This is a genomic window from Serratia sp. CY29653, assembly GCF_052169255.1.
Lineage (GTDB): Bacteria > Pseudomonadota > Gammaproteobacteria > Enterobacterales > Enterobacteriaceae > Serratia > Serratia sarumanii.
Window position 1 is genome coordinate 704729 of record NZ_JBJNLC010000001.1, and the last position, 15289, is coordinate 720017.

The window sequence follows — 15289 nt, forward strand, 5'->3', positions numbered from 1 at the left end:
GGGATCACTTTGTCGAGAATTGCTGTTGTAAATAGTTACCCGTGCTGCTCAATTTGGACATCATGGTATCCAACTGAACGAACTGCTGCTTATAGCGGTCGATGGTGTTCTGAATGCTGGCCGTGACCGTGGTGATCTGAATGTTCAGGCGATCGAGGTTGGTGTTGATGCTCTTGGTCGAGTTCTCGATGATGCCGCCGGATTTGACGTAGTTCTGGATCTCGTTGTGGATTTCGGTGGCCATGCCGGTGTCTTTACCGTTGCCGGCGAAGAAGTTGGCAACCTGATCCGGTTTTTCGTCGATGGCTTTGTTCAGCTTGGTGCTGTCGATTTCCAGCTTACCGGTTTTGACGTTGGTGGTGATGCCGAGGTTGCCCAGGCCTTTCAACTCCGGGTTGTCCTGTGCCGAACTGAGGGCGCTCTTGATCGAAGACTGGATGCCGCGCAGGGTGTTGTCGCCCAGCAGCGCGCCGTTTTTGGCATTCTGCGCTTCACCGCTTTTAACCGGCGTGTATTTGGTCAGCGAATTGAAGGTGTCCAGCAGCGAGTTGTAGTTATCTACCCACTCTTTAATCTTGTCGGCGCTGCCGCTCTTGTCGATGCCGATCACCAGGTTTTGCGGTTCGCCGGGCTTGGTGGTGGTTTTCAGATCGAGCGTTACGCCCTGCAGAGCATCGGCGATCGAGTTGGTGCTGCGCTTGATTTTCGTGCCGTTGACGACGATTTCCGCATCCTGGCCGGGCACGGTTTGCTTCATCGCGGTGTTGCCATCTTTAGGCGGATTTTTAGGATCGTAGTTGAGGATGGCGCCGAGCTTGTCGTCGTTATTGACCTGCACCGAAATGGTGTTTTTTTCGCCTGGCGTGGTGGAGCTTAATGCCAGTTGATAGTCATTGTCGCCGACGCGCATGATGCTGGCGGTGACGCCGGATTTCGATTTATTGATGGCGTCGCGCATCTCGACCAGTGAGGTCTGATCGTCGCCGAGCGGGATCTTGGTCTCTTTCGGCGGGTTGCCTGCCGTAATAGAGATGGAACGATCGCTGCTGCCCGGCGTGCCCAGTTTGGCCTGCTGGTCGGCAATCGGCGTCTGAGTGGTCAGCGTTTGCGGCTGCGCGAGCTTCAACACCTCGATCGAGTAGTTGCCCGGCACCGATTTGTCGGTGGTGGTCACGGTAAACTGATCGTGCTTGGTGGCGGTAGTGTTGTTGAAGAACTCTGGCTTGGCCAGGTCTTTGCTCAGATTGTCAAACTTCTCCAGCGAGCTTTTCAGCGTACCGTAAGCGGTCAACTGGGCGTTATAGCTGGTCTGCTGGGTGGTGTACGGCGTCAGACGCTGTTGTTCCGCTTTGGTCAGCTTGTCCAGCAAACCGTTAAGGTCGAGTCCTGAGCCGATGCCTAATGAACTGATCGATGCCATTCGTGCTTCTCCTTGATAATGACTTTATTCGCTTTACGCGTTATCGGCCCAGCGGTGAAAAAGTTTACTGAAAAAAACAAAAAAACGATGGCGCAATAGAAGAGGGAAAAACCGCGTTATTTCTGCCATTGCCGGCGGCGCAAAAAATTTTAAAAAATTGCTAAAGGTTGTTAGGGGAGGGCCGATACCTGAGGGGACGGTGGTTGACGCCGTGGGCAAACAAGCCCGAACCTTTTAACTGTGTTGCGAAGAACGCAACTGACTCGTAAGGAAAGCAAACAATGGCACAAGTAATCAACACTAACAGCCTGTCGCTGATGGCGCAGAACAACCTGAACAAATCTCAGTCTTCTCTGGGCACTGCGATTGAGCGTCTGTCTTCCGGTCTGCGTATCAACAGCGCGAAAGACGATGCTGCGGGTCAGGCTATCTCCAACCGTTTCACTGCAAACATCAAAGGCCTGACTCAGGCTTCTCGCAACGCCAACGACGGTATCTCCCTGGCGCAGACCACTGAAGGCGCACTGAACGAAGTTAACGACAACCTGCAGAACATCCGTCGTCTGACCGTACAGTCTCAGAACGGTTCCAACTCTGCCAGCGACCTGCAGTCCATCCAGGACGAGATCTCTCAGCGTCTGTCTGAAATCAACCGCATCTCCGAGCAGACCGATTTCAACGGCGTGAAAGTGCTGAGCTCAGATCAGAAACTGACCATCCAGGTTGGCGCGAACGACGGCGAAACCATCGATATCGAACTGAAAGACATCAACGCTAAAACGCTGGGTCTGGAAAAGTTCAGCGTGGCTGATGGCATTGATAAATCCAAAGTAGCTGCAACCGCACCTGCTACCGTGAAAACCGGCACCAGCGTGGCTATCAACACCGGCACCGTTAAGGCTGATACTAAAGACATCACCGGCTACGAAAAAGTGGGTGACGATGTATTCGCTATCAACACGGATGGTGACTACTACAAAGCAACTTTCGATAAAGCGACCGGCGATCTGAAATCTGTTGGCACCAAAGAAGCCACTAAACCAACTGGCGGCACTGCGGTAACCAGCATTGAGAAAGAAGTGGCTCCTACTGGCCCTGATGCGGCTAACCTGCGCTCTTACGACAGCGGTAAATCTTACGTGATCCAGGAAGGTACCGGTGCCGATGCCAAATATTTCAAGGCGACCGTAGACGCTTCCGGTAAAGTGACCAAGGGCGCTGAGCAGTCCACCGAGCCAAAAACTGCCGACCCGCTGGCGACCCTGGACAAAGCGCTGTCTCAGGTTGACTCCCTGCGTTCTTCCCTGGGTGCGGTACAGAACCGTTTCGATTCTGTTATCAACAACCTGAACAGCACCGTTAACAACCTGTCCGCTTCTCAGTCCCGTATCCAGGATGCCGACTACGCGACCGAAGTGTCCAACATGAGCCGCGCCAACATCCTGCAACAGGCTGGCACCTCTGTTCTGGCACAGGCTAACCAGTCTACTCAGAACGTTCTGTCCCTGCTGCGTTAATCGTCTCTCCCGATTAACTGTCGCAAAGAAACCCCGCCTCGGCGGGGTTTTTTTATGCTCGCGCACCGCACGGTTATTACATGGCGCAAATAAAGCCCGTTTTGTGCGGCTGTTCAGCCGATTGGCATTCTGCCCCCTACGCATAATAGCGCTGACTCTCTTATCCGCAGGTTTAAGACATAGTGAGCGATCTGTATACCGCCGAAGGCGTGATGGACAAAAATTCTCTCTGGCTGCGCTACGTCCCGTTAGTGCGCCACGAGGCGTTGCGCCTGCAGGTCAGGTTGCCCGCCAGCGTGGAGCTTGACGACCTGCTGCAGGCCGGGGGAATCGGGCTACTGAACGCCGTTGAGCGTTATGACGCCCTACAGGGAACCGCCTTTACCACCTATGCGGTGCAGCGCATTCGCGGCGCGATGCTCGACGAGCTGCGCAGCCGCGACTGGGTGCCGCGCAGCGTGCGGCGCCATGCGCGCGAGGTCGCGCAGGTGATGCGGCAGCTGGAACAGCGTTACGGCCGCCCGGCGAGCGAGACGGAAGTGGCGCAGACGCTGAATATCTCGCTGGATGAGTACCGTCAAATTCTGTTGGACACCAATAACAGCCAGCTTTTCTCCTACGACGAATGGCGCGAGGAGCATGGCGAGAACGCGGAACCGATGCTGGAAGGGCATGAAGAGGCCAACCCGCTGCATCACCTGTTGGAAGGCAGCCTGCGCCAGCGAGTGATCGACGCCATCGAGGCGTTGCCGGAGCGCGAAAAAATGGTGCTGACGCTGTATTACCAGGAAGAGTTGAATCTCAAGGAGATCGGCGCCGTGCTGGACGTCGGGGAATCCCGCGTCAGCCAACTGCACAGTCAGGCGATCAAGCGCCTGCGCGCGCGGCTGGCGAACGATACCTGACGGCGGCCCGCCGCCCCTCAACTCGATGACTCATGCGACAATCGGACTGCCCCTTATGCCAGGAATACTGTTGAAGAAACGGCCGCTTAGCCGTTACCTGAAAGATTACAAGCACAGCCAGACGCATTGCTCCCAGTGCGGTAAGCTGTTGGACCGCATGGCGCTGGTGTTTCGCGGCAAAATCATCAATAAAGAAGCCATCGCGCGCATGGATCAGCCGATCGACGATGCGGTCTGGCAAAACGTGCAGCATGAGCTGACCGCACTGTGCCGCTTTTGCAGCGAGATTTCCTGCAACAGCCACCCGAGCTATTTCGACATCATGGCGTTCAAGCAATATCTGTTCGAACAGACCGAGATGAGCCACAGCACCATTCGCGAGTACGTGGTGCGGCTGCGCCGGCTGGATGAAATGCTGGTGGCGCGCAATTACCCGGCGGACAAATTCGCCAACTGTGCCAGCCATCAGCGCATCATTGACGATCTGCCTAGCGCGGCGCACAACAACTACCGCATTGCGCTGCGCAAATACGATCAGTATCTCGCCTGGCAGCGCAGCTACTGAGACTTTCCCCGGCCGCTGGCCGGGATCTGCGGCTCCCCCCGTGATAAAGGATGATTATTCAGTTCACATCTGCTAAATCTATCGGTTATCAGATGTCGATATTCGATTCCCTGGGGGGAAGTAGTGAACCTGCAACAACAACTGGCGCAATTTCCGCGTCTGGATCTGGTTGGCACCGCCACACCGCTCGAAAAACTGTCCCGTCTCTCCGATTACCTCGGCCGTGAAATTTACCTCAAACGTGACGATGTCACCCCTATGGCGATGGGCGGCAACAAGCTGAGAAAGCTGGAGTTTTTGGCCGCAGATGCGCTGCGTCAAGGCGCCGATACGCTGGTCACCGCCGGCGCCATTCAATCCAACCACGTGCGCCAGACGGCGGCGGTGGCGGCGAAACTGGGCCTGCACTGCGTCGCGCTGCTGGAAAATCCCATCGATACCCGTGCGGAAAACTACCTGACCAACGGCAACCGCCTGTTGCTCGGCCTGTTCAACGCCGAGGTGGTGATGTGCGAAGCGCTGCACGATCCGCAGCAGCAGTTGGCGGAACTGGCGACGCGCCTCGAGGCGCAGGGCTTCCGGCCTTACGTGGTGCCGGTGGGCGGCTCCAATGCCCTGGGCGCGTTGGGATACGTGCAGTGCGCATTGGAAATCGCCGAACAGAGCCAACGCAGCAACGTGGCGTTCAGTTCGGTGGTGGTGGCGTCCGGCAGCGCCGGCACCCATGCCGGGCTGGCGGTGGGGCTGCAACAGCTGCTGCCCGAAACCGAGTTGATCGGCGTGACGGTCTCGCGCACCGTGATCGATCAGCTGCCGAAGGTGGAGCAGATCCAGAAAGCCCTGGCCTGTTCGCTGAATATCGACGAACTGGCGCCGATCGCGCTGTGGGACGATTACTTCGCGCCGCAGTACGGCATGCCGAACGAAGAGGGCATGGCGGCGGTGCAGCTGCTGGCGCAGCAAGAAGGCGTGTTGCTGGATCCGGTATACACCGGCAAAGCGATGGCCGGTTTGATCGACGGCATCGCCCAGCGGCGTTTCCGCGACGAAGGGCCTATCCTGTTCGTTCACACCGGCGGTGCGCCGGCGCTGTTCGCCTACCATCCGCAGGTGTAAATACCGCTTGTTATTCCATTTTGAACTATATTTATAAGGTTATATTCCTTTATGCGGGCGGTCGCACTGTTAAAGTGCTGATATCAAAAAAGATAAATAACACACAGGGGTGTTTATGATGTTTGCGAAAGTTCGTCGTCAATGGCTGTTGGGCGTGGTGGGCGTCGCGTTGGCCGCCGGTTTGGCGACTCAAGCCTACGCCGCCGACAATCTGCTGCAGCAGGTGAAACAGCGCGGCACGCTGATCGTCGGTCTGGAAGGCACCTATCCGCCGTTCAGCTTCCAGGGTGAAGACGGCAAATTGACCGGTTTCGAAGTGGATTTCGCCAACGCGCTGGCGGAACATTTGGGCGTGAAGGCCAAGCTGAACCCGACCAAGTGGGACGGCATGCTGGCTTCGCTGGAATCAAAACGCATCGATGTGGTGATCAACCAGGTGACCATCTCTGATGAGCGCAAGAAGAAATATGATTTCTCCACCCCTTACACCGTTTCCGGTATTCAGGCGCTGGTGAAAAAAGGCAACGAAGGCACCATCACCAAGCCGGAAGACCTGAAGGGCAAGAAGGTCGGCGTTGGCCTGGGCACCAACTATGAGCAATGGCTGCGCGAGAATGTGCAGGGCGTGGACGTGCGTACCTACGACGACGACCCGACCAAGTATCAGGATTTGCGCGTCGGCCGCATCAACGCCATTCTGGTGGATCGCCTGGCGGCGCTGGATCTGGTGAAGAAAACCGGCGATACGCTGGCGGTAGCCGGCCCGGCGTTCTCCCGCCAGGAGTCCGGCGTGGCGCTGCGCAAGAACAACCCGGAGCTGTTGGCCGCGATTGACCAGGCGATCGCCGAGATGCAAAAAGATGGCACGCTGGCGAAGATCTCCGAGAAATGGTTTGGCGCGGACGTAACTAAATAATGCACGAAAGTATTCAACTGGCGCTGGATTCAGCGCCATTTTTATTGAAGGGCGCAATACTGACGCTTCAGCTTAGCCTGGGCGGTATGGCGTTCGGCCTGTTGCTTGGTTTTCTGCTGGCGCTGATGCGCCTTTCGCCGCTTTGGCCGCTGGCGTGGCTGTCGCGCATTTACGTGTCGCTGTTCCGCGGCACGCCATTGATCGCCCAGCTGTTTATGATCTATTACGGTCTGCCGCAGTTCGGCATCGAGTTCGATCCTTTCCCGGCGGCGCTGATTGGCCTGTCGCTCAATACCGCCGCCTACACCTCGGAAACGCTGCGCGCGGCGATTTCGTCGATCGACAAAGGGCAGTGGGAAGCCGCCGCCAGCATCGGCATGACCCGTTGGCAAACCCTGCGCCGGGTGATCCTGCCGCAGGCGGCGCGCACCGCTCTGCCGCCGCTGGGCAACAGCTTCATCGGCCTGGTGAAAGACACCTCGCTGGCCGCCACCATTCAGGTGCCGGAGCTGTTCCGTCAGGCGCAGCTGATCACCTCGCGCACGCTGGAAGTGTTCACCATGTACCTGGCGGCATCGCTGATTTACTGGGTGATGGCGACCCTGCTTTCCGCACTGCAAAACCGTCTGGAAGCCCACGTTAATCGCCAGGATCAGGAGTAGCGCATGAGTGCCATTGAAGTTAAGCAATTGACCAAGCAGTTCAAGGGTCAGACGGTGCTGCATGGGATCGATCTGGCGGTGGACGCCGGTGAAGTGGTGGCGATCATCGGCCCTAGCGGCTCAGGGAAAACCACCTTGTTGCGCTGCATCAACCTGCTGGAGGAGCCGGATTCCGGCACCATTCGCGTCGGCGACATCCTGATCGACGGCAGCAAGCCGTTGAGCAAACAGAAAAATCAGGTGCGCGCGCTGCGTCAGCAGGTCGGTTTCGTGTTCCAGAGCTTCAACCTGTTCCCGCATCGTTCGGTGCTGGAAAACATCATCGAAGGGCCGGTGGTCGTCAAGGGCGAGGCGAAAGCCAGCGCGGAACAGCGCGCCCGCGCGTTGCTGGCCAAGGTGGGGCTGAGCGGCAAGGAGCAGGCTTATCCGCGGCGGCTGTCCGGCGGCCAACAGCAGCGGGTGGCTATTGCGCGCGCGCTGGCGATGCAGCCGGAGGTGATTTTGTTCGATGAGCCGACATCGGCGCTCGATCCCGAGCTGGTAGGGGAAGTGCTCAATACCATGCGCTCACTGGCGGAAGAGAAACGCACCATGGTGATCGTTACCCATGAGATGAGTTTCGCCCGCGACGTGGCCGACCGGGTTATCTTTATGGATCACGGCCGCATCGTCGAACAAGGCCCGGCCAAAGCGCTGTTCGCCAACCCGCAGCACCAGCGCACTCAGCAATTCCTCGACAAGTTCCGGAATCAATAAGGCGGCGGGGGAGCTTCCCCCGCCCGCATTTACTCCGCTTTCAACAATTCGTTTCGCGCTGCGGCTGTCGTATCCCGGATGTTGCCGAACCCGAGAGTCAATGCGAATCGTAGCGGTCTGCTGCGGCTTTCAAGCAAACTAATCCGTTCTAAGCTCACCCTATTGTTATCGCCCATGAGGCGACACATCCTCATGCAAGGATAACAAGACGCTAACGGCTGGCCGGGCTGCGGGCAATAAAAAACCCTGCACGAGTGCAGGGTTTGCGTAGCGGTGAGCCAATCAGGCGGCAATGTATGGCCGCCTTGACGATGCGTTAACCGATGGTCATCAGGCTGGCGTTACCGCCGGCGGCGGCGGTGTTGACGCTCAACGAACGTTCGATCAGCAGGCGCTCCAACAGGATGTTGGTTTCACCGTGGGCGAAGCCTTGCACCGAGACGATGGCGCCGCCGCGCTGCGCGATCTGCTCGCACAGGGTGCGCAGCTGGTCGGCATCGCCGTGGTAGATGGCGGCGTCGAACTCGACCTTGTCCTGCTGCCAGTCTTTGCTGAAGGCGATGCGCGCCTGCACATCGTTCGGCAGGCGGCGGAACAGATTGCGCTGCAGTTCCGCTTCCGGCCACAGCGCGCTGCTGCCGACCGCCAGCACGGCGGCCAACTGGATCAGTGCGTCGGCTTCGTTATCCGCCAGGCACAGCACGCGTTCACGCGGCAGCAGGGCATAGGTATTGCGCTCGCCGGTCGGGCCCGGCAGCGGACGTACGGTGCCGCCCTGGCCCAGTTCCGCATAGCGCTGCGCCAGTGCCGCCAGTTCGCCTTGTTGGCTGGTGACCGCCCATTTCTCCAGCGATTGCAGCGCGCCCAGCAGCTGCGGCCGCGCGGTGGCTTCCATCGGGCGCTCTTCGTCCTGACGGTGCAGCGTACGTTGCAGCGCGTCGTCCGGGCGGTTGGCCAGCAGACGGTACAGGTACAGCGGGCCGCCGGCTTTCGGGCCGGTGCCCGACAGGCCTTCGCCGCCGAACGGCTGCACGCCGACCACCGCGCCAACCATGTTACGGTTGACGTACAGGTTGCCGACCTTGGCGCGTTCGGTCACCCGGGCGATGGTTTCATCGATGCGGGTGTGAATGCCCAGCGTCAGGCCATAACCGGCGGCGTTGATCTGATCGACCAGCGCGTCCAGATTGTTGCGCTGGAAGCGCACCACGTGCAGCACCGGGCCGAAGATCTCTTTTTGCAGTTCGTCGAAGCTGTCGAGTTCGATCAGCGTCGGCTTGATGAAGGTGCCGCGCGCCCACTCTTTCTCATCCTGCGCGCTGCCTTTGGCGGCCTGGTACACCTTGCGGCCTTTGGCGCGCATCGCCTGGATGTGGCGTTCGATGCCGGTTTTGGCGTCGGCGTCGATCACTGGGCCCACGTCGGTGGACAGGCGCTCCGGGTTGCCCATGCGGCATTCGGCCATCGCGCCGCGCAGCATTTGCAGCGTGTGCTCGGCCACGTCTTCCTGAATGCACAGGATACGCAGCGCGGAACAGCGCTGGCCGGCGCTGTCGAAGGCGGAGGCCACCACGTCGGTCACCACCTGCTCGGTCAGGGCGGAAGAGTCGACGATCATGGCATTCAGGCCGCCGGTTTCGGCGATCAGTGGCGTCGGGCGGCCCTGCGGATCCAGACGACCGGCGATGCTGCGCTGCAGAATGCCGGCGACGTCGGTGGAGCCGGTAAACATCACGCCGCGTACGCGGGCGTCGTTGACCAGCGTTGAGCCGACGGTTTCACCCTGACCCGGCAGCAGCTGCAGCACGCCTTGCGGAATGCCGGCTTCCAGCAGAATACGCACCGCCTGCGCGGCCACCAGCGGCGTTTGCTCGGCCGGTTTGGCCAGCACGCTGTTGCCGGCCGCCAGCGCGGCGGCGATTTGGCCGGTGAAGATCGCCAGCGGGAAGTTCCACGGGCTGATGCAGACCACCGGGCCCAGCGGGCGGTGGCTGTCGTTGGCGAAATCGTCGCGCACCTGGCCGGCGTAGTAGTGCAGGAAGTCGACCGCTTCGCGCACTTCGGCGATGGCGTTGTTGAAGGTTTTACCGGCTTCGCGCACCAGAATGCCCAGCAGGCTTTGCAGCTGGCTTTCCATCAGCTCGGCGGCGCGTTCGAGGATCGCGGCGCGCTCCGTCGGCGGCGTAGCGAACCAGATTGGGCCGGCGGCCGCGGCGGCGTCGAGCGCACGGCTGACTTCGCTTTCGGTGGCTTCACGCACGTAGCCGACCACATCGCCCGGCTCGGCCGGGTTGATCACCGGCTGTTCCACGCCCTGATCCAATTCGGCATCGATGATAGGCTCCGCGCGCCACGGATGGCTGGCGCTGGTGAGTAGGGCGCTGGAGAGCGAAGCCAGACGCTGTTCGTTGGACAGATCCAGGCCGCTGGAGTTGGTGCGCTTCTCGCCGTACAGCTCGCGCGGCAGCGGAATGCGCGGGTGCGGCAGGCCAATCTGGCCTTCGCTGGCCGCCAGCGCTTCCACGGCGCTGACCGGATCGGCCACCAGTTCGTCGAGCGGCAGGGTGGCGTCGGCGATGCGGTTGACGAACGAGGTGTTGGCGCCGTTTTCCAACAGGCGGCGCACCAGGTAAGCCAGCAGCGTTTCATGGGTGCCGACCGGCGCATAGATGCGGCAAGGGCGGTTCAGTTTGCCGTCGGCCACTTTACCCACCACCTGTTCGTACAGCGGTTCACCCATGCCGTGCAGGCACTGGAACTCATACTGGCCAGGGTAGTAGTTGTTGCCGGCCAGGTGATAGATGGCGCTCAGGGTATGGGCGTTGTGGGTGGCGAACTGCGGATAGATGAGGTTCGGCACCGACAGCAGCTTGCGGGCGCAGGCCAGGTAGGAAATGTCGGTATAGACCTTGCGGGTGTAGACCGGGTAGCCTTCCAGGCCGTCCATCTGGGCGCGTTTGATTTCGCTGTCCCAGTAGGCGCCCTTCACCAGACGGATCATCAGGCGACGGCGGCTGCGTTGCGCCATGTCGATCACCGCGTCGATGGCGAACGGACAACGTTTTTGGTAGGCCTGAATCACGAAGCCGATGCCGTTCCAGCCGGCCAGCTGCGGTTCGAAGCACAGCTTCTCCAGCAGATCGAGCGAGATCTCCAGGCGGTCGGCCTCTTCGGCGTCGATGTTGATGCCGATATCGTACTGGCGTGCCTGCAGGGTCAGCGACAGCAGGCGCGGGTAGAGCTCTTCCATGACGCGTTCGTACTGCGCGCGGCTGTAGCGCGGGTGCAGGGCGGACAGCTTGATGGAGATGCCGGGGCCTTCATAGATGCCGCGGCCGTTGGAGGCTTTGCCGATGGCGTGGATCGCCTGCTGGTAGGAAACCAGGTAGGCCTGGGCGTCGGCCTCGGTCAGGGCGGCTTCGCCCAGCATGTCGTAGGAGTAGCGGAAGCCTTTATCTTCGAGCTTGCGCGCGTTGGCCAGCGCTTCGGCGATGGTTTCGCCGGTCACGAACTGTTCGCCCATCAGGCGCATCGCCATGTCCACGCCTTTGCGGATCAGCGGTTCGCCGCTCTTGCCGATAATGCGGTTCAGCGAACGGGACAGATTGGCTTCGTTATGCGTGGACACCAGTTTGCCGGTGAACAGCAGGCCCCAGGTAGCGGCGTTGACGAACAGCGACGGGCTGCGCCCGAGGTGCGAGTGCCAGTTGCCGTTGCTGATCTTGTCGCGGATCAGGGCATCGCGGGTCGGTTTGTCCGGAATGCGCAGCAGCGCTTCCGCCAGGCACATCAGCGCCACGCCTTCCTGCGAGGAGAGGGAGAACTCTTGCAGCAGGCCTTGCACCATGCCGGCGCGGCCGTTTGCACTTTTTTGGTTACGCAACTTCTCGGCGATGCCATAGGCCATTTTGTGAGTTGCCTGTGCAAGATCGGCGGGTAATCGCGCCTGTTCGAGCAACATCGGCACCGCTTCGGTCTCCGGGCGACGATAGGCGGCGGTGATGGCGGCGCGGGTGACCGACTGCGGCAGAATTTGTTCGGCGAAATCGAGGAATGGCTGGTGTGACTCTTCCTGCGCTTGCGGCATAATGTCGTCCGCTTCAGGCTGGCCCGCAGCGGCCAGCGCTGGAATTTCAGGAATATCGGTACCGCTCTCGAGACGCTCGAGGTAATTAAAGATGGCCTGCTTGATGAGCCAGTGCGGCGTGCGATCGATGCGCTGCGCGGCGCTCTTGATCCGGTCGCGTGTTGCCTCGTCGAGTTTCACGCCCATTGTGGTAGTGCCCATGCCAATCCAACTCCTGTGTTTAGAACCTATCCCATCAGGCTAGACAAACAGCAGGCCGGAAAGCCTGTTGGGATAGGTTCGTGAGATGTGTGGGGTTAAGAATGCAGACAATATCCTGCATGTTGCAACTTTGTGCAACCTTGTTAAATCAGGCTGATGAGCGAAGTGTGAGTTTCATCGATTTTTTAACATCGGCAGTTGGCATGAATGTTGCGTTATTGAGCGAACGCGGCGGGGTTTATGCGGCCGCAGGCGTTTTACCTTGCGGTATATAAGGGTAATGACCGGGTGCAACTCATTTTACTTGTCGTGAGTGCAACCTTTGAGCCCGGTAAATGTGACGCAGGGTAAACTTTGTGTAACTTTGTTGTTAAATATCTTGTTGGTTGATGAAAGGCTCATCTAGGATAGCCGACGGTCAACAATTACGGGCAGAAACTATTTTACCTGCACTCGCTCGCAGGCTGCGCCACGTTCCGGCGCGGCGGCCAGTGAAATGCATTGCGCGTGGGTTTACCGGCGCCGGCGTGGCCGGAGCGAAACGCGAATAATAATGAAAGTGGAGAATTAAATGACAATGAGCACACCTATGCTGGTGACCTTCCTGGTGTACATTTTCGGGATGGTGCTGATCGGCCTGCTTGCCTACCGGGCAACCAATAACTTTGATGACTATATTCTTGGCGGCCGCAGTTTGGGCAGCGTGGTGACCGCGCTGTCCGCCGGCGCTTCCGACATGAGCGGCTGGCTGCTGATGGGCCTGCCGGGCGCCATCTTCCTCTCCGGCATCTCCGAAAGCTGGATCGCCATCGGCCTGACCATCGGCGCTTACCTGAACTGGAAGCTGGTGGCAGGAAGGCTGCGCGTGCATACTGAAGCCAACAACAACGCCCTGACGCTGCCGGACTATTTCACCAGCCGCTTTGAAGACAACAGCAAGCTGCTGCGGGTGATCTCGGCCATCGTCATCCTGGTGTTCTTCACCATTTACTGCGCCTCCGGCATCGTGGCCGGCGCGCGCCTGTTCGAAAGCACCTTCGGCATGAGCTACGAAACCGCCCTGTGGGCCGGCGCCGCAGCGACCATCCTGTATACCTTTATCGGCGGTTTCCTGGCGGTGAGCTGGACCGACACCGTGCAGGCCAGCCTGATGATTTTCGCGCTGATCCTGACGCCGGTGATCGTGATTTTCGCCGTCGGCGGCATCGATACCTCGATGCTGGTGATCCAGGCGCAGAACCCGGCCAACCTCGACATGCTGAAGGGGCTGAACTTCGTCGCCATCCTGTCGCTGCTGGGTTGGGGCCTGGGCTACTTCGGCCAGCCGCACATCCTGGCGCGTTTCATGGCGGCGGATTCTCACCGCACCATCCGCAGCGCGCGCCGCATCAGCATGACCTGGATGATCCTGTGCCTCGCCGGCACCATCGCCGTCGGTTTCTTCGGCATCGCTTACTTCGCCAATAACCCGGATCAAGCCGGCAACGTGTCGCAGAACGGCGAACGCGTGTTCATCGAGCTGGCGATGCTGCTGTTCAACCCATGGGTGGCGGGCGTGCTGCTGTCGGCGATCCTGGCGGCGGTCATGAGTACGCTGAGCTGCCAGCTGCTGGTGTGCTCCAGCGCGATCACCGAAGACCTGTATAAGGCGTTCCTGCGCAAAGGCGCCAGCCAGCGTGAGCTGGTGTGGGTCGGCCGCGTGATGGTGCTGGTGGTGGCGTTGATCGCCATCGCGCTGGCGGCCAACCCGGAGAACCGCGTGCTGGGCCTGGTGAGCTACGCCTGGGCAGGTTTCGGCGCCGCCTTCGGCCCGGTCGTGCTGATTTCGGTGATGTGGTCGCGCATGACCCGCAACGGCGCGCTGGCCGGCATGCTGGTCGGCGCGGTGACGGTTATCGTCTGGAAACAGTACGAATGGCTGGGCCTGTATGAAATCATCCCGGGCTTTATTCTGGGCTGCCTCGCTATCGTGGTAGTGAGCCTGATGGGCCGCCGGCCATCCGCCACCATGACCGAGCGTTTCGATCAGGCGGAAGCCGAGTATAAAACGGTATAACGCCGTTCGATGTCAGTCAGCAAGGGGCGCGTAACGCGCCCTTTTTTTCGCCTGCCGATCGCCGTCATCCAACACCTGGTGACATTTGATTAGAAAAAATCACGCTGGCGCCTCTTGTATTTCTTCTTGGCAGAATGATAATCACTCTCGTTGCATTTTACGTTTCTTTACAGAGTTGCGCAGCGCATGTCGAGCCAGCTTTCTCTGCCGCCGCGGTCTTTTCAGGGGTGATTATTTATGTTCGTTCCCTTTCTTATCATGTTCCGTGAAGGGCTGGAGGCCGCGCTGATCGTCAGCCTGATCGCCAGCTACCTGAAACGCACGCAGCGCAGCCAATGGCTGGGCGCGGTGTGGGTCGGCGTGATTGTCGCCGCGGCGCTGTGTCTGGCGCTCGGCATCTTCATCAATGAAACCACCGGCGAGTTCCCGCAGAAGCAGCAGGAGCTGTTCGAAGGCATCGTCGCGGTGGTGGCGGTACTGATCCTCACCTATATGGTGTTCTGGATGCGCAAAGTGTCCAAGTCGGTCAAGGCGCATCTGGAAGGGGCGATCGATCAGGCGCTCAGCGCCGGCAAAGGGCAGGGTTGGGCGCTGGTGGCGATGGTGTTCTTCGCCGTGGCGCGCGAAGGGCTGGAGTCGGTGTTCTTCCTGCTGGCGGCTTTCCAGCAAGACGTGGGCGCCGCGGCGCCGATCGGCGCGGTGCTCGGCCTGGCGGCCGCCATCGTGCTGGGCATGATGATTTACTGGGGCGGGGTGAAGCTGCACCTAGCCAAATTCTTCAAATGGACCAGCCTGTTCATTCTGTTCGTCGCCGCCGGGCTGGCCGCGGGGGCGATCCGCGCCTTCCATGAGGCCGGTCTGTGGAACCACTTCCAAGACATCGCCTTCGATTTCAGCAGCACCCTGTCGACCCATTCGCTGTTCGGCACCCTGCTGGAAGGCATTCTCGGTTATCAGGAAGCGCCGACGGTCAGCGAAGTGGCGGTCTACTTCCTGTATCTGATCCCGGCGCTGATTTTCTTTTTCCTGCCGCAGCGCGCGGAGCCGGCAGCGGCCCCGGCGCAACGTAAAATCAATCATTAATGTTT

11 protein-coding genes are annotated in these 15289 nt (G+C 59.8%); 9 read left to right on the top strand and 2 right to left on the bottom strand.

All coding sequences use genetic code 11. From position 1 onward, the window contains the following. Window positions 1-4: 4 nt before the first annotated feature. Window positions 5-1420 (bottom strand): flagellar filament capping protein FliD, encoded by a 1416-nt coding sequence (gene fliD, locus ACJ8HN_RS03510; protein WP_442523089.1) that lies wholly within the window; start codon window positions 1418-1420, stop codon window positions 5-7. A gap of 281 nt (window positions 1421-1701) precedes the next feature. Between fliD and ACJ8HN_RS03515 the strand changes: the two genes are divergently transcribed. From ACJ8HN_RS03515 to tcyN, 7 genes are all read left to right on the top strand, one after another. After that, window positions 1702-2937, top strand: coding sequence for a flagellin FliC (locus ACJ8HN_RS03515; protein ID WP_033653649.1), 1236 nt, complete (start codon window positions 1702-1704; stop codon window positions 2935-2937). A gap of 182 nt (window positions 2938-3119) precedes the next feature. Beyond that, window positions 3120-3842, top strand: a complete 723-nt coding sequence (locus ACJ8HN_RS03520; protein ID WP_004934752.1) for an RNA polymerase sigma factor FliA — start codon at window positions 3120-3122, stop codon at window positions 3840-3842. A 55-nt stretch (window positions 3843-3897) separates the two neighbouring features. Next, entirely contained in the window at window positions 3898-4407 is a 510-nt protein-coding gene (gene fliZ, locus ACJ8HN_RS03525; protein WP_033647756.1) for a flagella biosynthesis regulatory protein FliZ, read from the top strand. A gap of 123 nt (window positions 4408-4530) precedes the next feature. Next, window positions 4531-5523: a D-cysteine desulfhydrase gene (locus ACJ8HN_RS03530; protein WP_025303239.1), complete on the top strand. Its 993-nt coding sequence runs from the start codon at window positions 4531-4533 to the stop codon at window positions 5521-5523. Window positions 5524-5638: 115 nt separating this feature from the next. Then, window positions 5639-6439 (top strand): cystine ABC transporter substrate-binding protein, encoded by an 801-nt coding sequence (tcyJ, locus tag ACJ8HN_RS03535; protein WP_103772290.1) that lies wholly within the window; start codon window positions 5639-5641, stop codon window positions 6437-6439. After that, complete coding sequence (gene tcyL, locus ACJ8HN_RS03540; RefSeq protein ID WP_033634963.1) at window positions 6439-7101, top strand: cystine ABC transporter permease; 663 nt, start codon at window positions 6439-6441, stop codon at window positions 7099-7101. The genes tcyJ and tcyL overlap by 1 nt, the downstream gene beginning before the upstream one ends. Window positions 7102-7104: 3 nt before the next feature. Beyond that, complete coding sequence (gene tcyN, locus ACJ8HN_RS03545; protein WP_033647754.1) at window positions 7105-7857, top strand: L-cystine ABC transporter ATP-binding protein TcyN; 753 nt, start codon at window positions 7105-7107, stop codon at window positions 7855-7857. A gap of 316 nt (window positions 7858-8173) precedes the next feature. Here tcyN and putA read toward each other — a convergent pair whose 3' ends face one another. Next, window positions 8174-12145: a trifunctional transcriptional regulator/proline dehydrogenase/L-glutamate gamma-semialdehyde dehydrogenase gene (gene putA / locus ACJ8HN_RS03550; protein ID WP_442523090.1), complete on the bottom strand. Its 3972-nt coding sequence runs from the start codon at window positions 12143-12145 to the stop codon at window positions 8174-8176. 571 nt (window positions 12146-12716) lie between these two features. On the opposite strand from putA, the gene putP reads away from it, so the two are divergent. Continuing rightward, window positions 12717-14201 (top strand): sodium/proline symporter PutP, encoded by a 1485-nt coding sequence (putP, locus tag ACJ8HN_RS03555; protein ID WP_060425873.1) that lies wholly within the window; start codon window positions 12717-12719, stop codon window positions 14199-14201. 237 nt (window positions 14202-14438) lie between these two features. Beyond that, window positions 14439-15284, top strand: a complete 846-nt coding sequence (gene efeU, locus ACJ8HN_RS03560; RefSeq protein ID WP_060425870.1) for an iron uptake transporter permease EfeU — start codon at window positions 14439-14441, stop codon at window positions 15282-15284. Window positions 15285-15289: the final 5 nt, after the last annotated feature.

Bases quoted from the DNA above. Each gene is read 5' to 3' on its own strand.
- ACJ8HN_RS03515 (WP_033653649.1), top strand. From the start codon at position 1,702: ATGGCACAAGTAATCAACACTAACAGCCTGTCGCTGATGGCGCAGAAC.
- fliZ (WP_033647756.1), top strand. From the start codon at position 3,898: ATGCCAGGAATACTGTTGAAGAAACGGCCGCTTAGCCGTTACCTGAAA.
- efeU (WP_060425870.1), top strand. From the start codon at position 14,439: ATGTTCGTTCCCTTTCTTATCATGTTCCGTGAAGGGCTGGAGGCCGCG.
- tcyN (WP_033647754.1), top strand. From the start codon at position 7,105: ATGAGTGCCATTGAAGTTAAGCAATTGACCAAGCAGTTCAAGGGTCAG.
- fliD (WP_442523089.1), bottom strand. From the start codon at position 1,420: ATGGCATCGATCAGTTCATTAGGCATCGGCTCAGGACTCGACCTTAAC.
- tcyJ (WP_103772290.1), top strand. From the start codon at position 5,639: ATGATGTTTGCGAAAGTTCGTCGTCAATGGCTGTTGGGCGTGGTGGGC.
- tcyL (WP_033634963.1), top strand. From the start codon at position 6,439: ATGCACGAAAGTATTCAACTGGCGCTGGATTCAGCGCCATTTTTATTG.
- putA (WP_442523090.1), bottom strand. From the start codon at position 12,145: ATGGGCACTACCACAATGGGCGTGAAACTCGACGAGGCAACACGCGAC.
- putP (WP_060425873.1), top strand. From the start codon at position 12,717: ATGACAATGAGCACACCTATGCTGGTGACCTTCCTGGTGTACATTTTC.